The 3,452-nt window shown below is 36.3% G+C and carries 3 protein-coding genes and 2 pseudogenes; all 5 read left to right on the top strand.

All coding sequences use genetic code 11. The features are described from left to right. A pseudogene (locus ABID39_RS07680) lies at positions 1 to 568 on the top strand (DUF7146 domain-containing protein); the annotation flags it as partial. 111 nt (positions 569 to 679) lie between these two features. Next, on the top strand, positions 680 to 970 hold the full coding sequence (locus tag ABID39_RS07675; RefSeq protein ID WP_208434655.1) for a CopG family ribbon-helix-helix protein: 291 nt from the start codon (positions 680 to 682) through the stop codon (positions 968 to 970). Beyond that, positions 967 to 1,239 (top strand): type II toxin-antitoxin system RelE/ParE family toxin, encoded by a 273-nt coding sequence (locus tag ABID39_RS07670; RefSeq protein ID WP_354187557.1) that lies wholly within the window; start codon positions 967 to 969, stop codon positions 1,237 to 1,239. Before ABID39_RS07675 ends, ABID39_RS07670 begins: the two co-directional genes overlap by 4 nt. Before the next feature lie 160 nt (positions 1,240 to 1,399). Continuing rightward, positions 1,400 to 2,394 (top strand): annotated as a pseudogene (locus tag ABID39_RS07665) (DUF3987 domain-containing protein); the annotation flags it as partial. 579 nt (positions 2,395 to 2,973) lie between these two features. After that, a partial coding sequence (locus ABID39_RS07660; RefSeq protein ID WP_354187555.1) for a restriction endonuclease occupies positions 2,974 to 3,452 on the top strand: 479 nt, incomplete at its 3' end.

The following is a 3,452-nucleotide window of genomic DNA, read 5'->3' as shown; positions in this document are numbered from 1 at the left end:
ATTAAAAATGGAAATGATGGGCGTTTATTGCTCTATTGTTATGCTGGTTGCTCTTTTAGAGAGATCATACAAGCGCTTATGAGAATTGGCTTGCTTGGAAAACAAGCTTATAATCAGACGCTTTCTTTATCAAAACAGTGTTATACTGATCTCAAAGGAGAAAAACAGAAAGCAGAGAGAGCACAAGCAATTTGGCAACAAAGCCAACCAATCAAAAATACTTTAGCTGAGACCTATTTACGTATGCGGGGTATTACATGTGATTTGCCTGCTGATTTACGCTTTCATAGCAAATGTCCACACCCCTCTGGGGTTACACTGCCTGCGTTGATTGCTCTTGTTAAGGGGGCTGGCTCCTTTGCCATTCATAGAACCTTTTACAAGCCAATGGCTGCAAAACAGACAAAAAACCAGCAAAAGCCATGTTGGGTTCTGTAACGGGTGGTGCTGTGCATTTAAGCCAAGCTAATCCAAAACATCTAGTCATTTGTGAGGGCATTGAAACTGGTCTGGCTCTGCTGTTGGGTTGTTACCAGAGCCCGTTGATTTATGGGCGTCCCTTTCAACCCTATAAAAATGCAAAATAAATATAAAATATCTATTCTAATAGTACCTATTGAAGAAACAGTAAAAATACATTACATTAGAACTACTTTGTAACACATTAAGTGGTCGTAAAATGGCTGAGACAACATTTACCTTTCGTGTCGATGATGTATTAAAAAATGAATTTTCCAAAGCAGCAAAGGCGTGTGATAGATCTGGTGCACAATTATTGCGGGATTATATGCGTGATATCGTAAAAGAACAAAAAGAAAAAAGTGCACACGATTTATGGTTTCGGGAACAAGTTCAATTAGGGATAAATTCTGCTAATGCAGGTGATATAATATCTTCTGAAGAAATCGAAGCAGAAGCAAAGGAATGGCGCTTAAAAACACAAAGTAAACTAGATAGATCAACTTTATGAAGCTAATTTGGACACAAGTAGCACACGTTGACCGCAAAAAGATACGTGAATACATATCACAAGATAATCCTTCTGCTGCCTTAAAATTTGATCAACTTTTATCTGAAAAAGTAGAAAAACTTGTTAAATTTCCTACTCTTGGTCGTTTAGGACGAATTGTAAATACACGTGAACTTATTGTACATCCAAATTATATCATGATTTATGATATTTCAAATGGCGTTGTGCGTATTTTACGTGTGCTTCATACAAAGCAAAGATTTCCTTAATCAACTGTATTTTTATTTATTTGGTAATTGAAGCAAATTATTTTCTACAATACTGCACTCCGTATCAGTAAGTAATGATAGATTACTATTTTTATAATGTTGCGAATATGATTGCATAATGCACTTTGCACACCGCTTAGTTTCTACTCGTAAAAATAATGATGGTACTCTTGGTAAACGACGCTTTATTGTCAATGATACGAGCGTCGAAAAGCTTGGGGAACTTTTAAAAGAAAACCCCCGTGGTCTCTTAATGGTTCGTGATGAGTTATCTGGTTTTTTAACCAATCTAGAAAGAAAGGAATATCAAACAGACCGTGCTTTTTATCTCACAGCTTTTAATGGAGATGATCAATTTACCTATGACCGTATCGAGCGGGGAACCATTTTTATCCCCCATGTAACGTTATCAATAATTGGAGGCATTCAACCTTCACGCATTATTCCCATCATTCAAGCAATCCACCGTGGAATAAACGATGACGGTTTATTGCAACGGTTTCAAATGATTGTGTGGCCCGATGAAAATCAAGAGTGGAAATTGGTTGATAGACCACCCAATCAAGAGGTCTGGCAAAAGTATGAAGGGGTATTTCGCTCTTTTCGTGATAAACGCTTAGGTTCTCCAGAACACCCGCTGATCATGCGTTTTATGCCAAAAGCACAAGAGAAATTTTATGAATGGTTAGAAAACCTTCATAGAGAGGCAAAAGGAGGTACTCACTCAGAAAGCTTACAATCGCATCTTTTAAAAATGCCAAAAACCATAGCAAGCCTTGCGTTGATTTTTGAACTTCTTGATAGTGGTGGTTTAGAAATTGGTCTCTATGCCATTACAACAGCCTTGCGTTGGGAAAATATCTGTTAAGTCATGTCAAAAGACTTTATGCGGCGGGGGATACATTAACAGCAGAGCGTGCAAAATTAATTGTTGAACGCTGTGATTGTTTACCCGATGTTTTTACAGCAAGGGATGTTTATAAACGTGATTGGAAATATTTAACAGACAATCAAACCGTTAAGCAAGCTTTAGAGCTTTTATGTCGCTCCAATCATATTCGTCAAATAGCAAGTGAAAATAGCTCCCAAGGCGGTCGACCTACCATACGTTATGAATGGCACCCTTTAGTGAAAAGTCATAAGACATCACACTGAGGCAATTTGGAAATCTTATAAAACATTAAACAATATAACAGTGAACCTTTAAAGCACTCCCCATCATTAGTTTAGGGGGGGATGGGGGTTTTGGGGGGTCTTTTTACCCCCCCATTTATATATATTTTTAAATCCAAAATAAAAGTTATTATATTTCAATAAGTTAATCTTTCAAATAAACAACCTATATTAAATATAACACATAAATACAATTTTTAATATATATCTAAGAGGGTTTTGTAGGTGTTTTGGGGGTTTTAAAAACAGACAAAACCTATCTATAAAATAATTCATAAAATCTATCAAAATACTCATTCTGATATTTTAAAGCACATATCGAATTTGTTGTTATTATCCACAAAACGAATAGCAAATTTCACTAGTTTGCTGATCTAACCAATATCATGGGCCGTGGATAAGCAACCTTTAATAAAATTTCTTTTTAAGCAGGTTGTGGCTCTTTAGCACCCTTTTTTATTTTATTATTGCTATTTGTTTTAAATAGATCTAGCAGATTTTATTTAAAGTTTTTTGACACCGATAGATCAATGCTTATAAAGCAGTGGAGTTTTATTATAAATGCTTCAATCTCATAACAAACCACTGACATTACGCTCTCTGTTACAATCCTATCGTGAACAGGCAACATCAAATGCTCTACGGGGGAAAGTGTTTGAAGATTTTGTGACAAAATATCTTATGTATGACCCTCTCCACTATGGGCGATATGAAAAAGTTGAGAGCTATTATGAATGGGCAAAAGAACGTGAAGATTGGAATAAAAATGATATCGGCATTGATCTGGTTGCCAAGCTTCGTCATCAAGAGGGCTATGTCGCTATTCAATGTAAGTGTTATAAAGCAGACCATCAGATCAGTAAAAAGGATATTGATAGCTTTATCGCAGCCTCTGGAAAAGATATCTTTAAATATCGTCTTCTCGTTGATAGCACGGAAGTGGACTTAAGTGACAATGTGAATGCCATGATCAAAGGACAAGCGATCCCCGTTTATCGCATTGACCTTCGTCATATGGAAAACAGTCGGATAGATTGGCA

This window comes from Bartonella japonica, assembly GCF_040545385.1.
Classification (GTDB): domain Bacteria; phylum Pseudomonadota; class Alphaproteobacteria; order Rhizobiales; family Rhizobiaceae; genus Bartonella; species Bartonella japonica.
The sequence above is the reverse complement of the archived record's forward strand: the minus strand, read 5'-3'. Positions and strand labels throughout refer to the sequence as shown.

Excerpts from the sequence above, each read along its gene's own strand:
- ABID39_RS07670 (WP_354187557.1), top strand. The coding sequence starts at position 967 with ATGAAGCTAATTTGGACACAAGTAGCACACGTTGACCGCAAAAAGATA.
- ABID39_RS07675 (WP_208434655.1), top strand. The coding sequence starts at position 680 with ATGGCTGAGACAACATTTACCTTTCGTGTCGATGATGTATTAAAAAAT.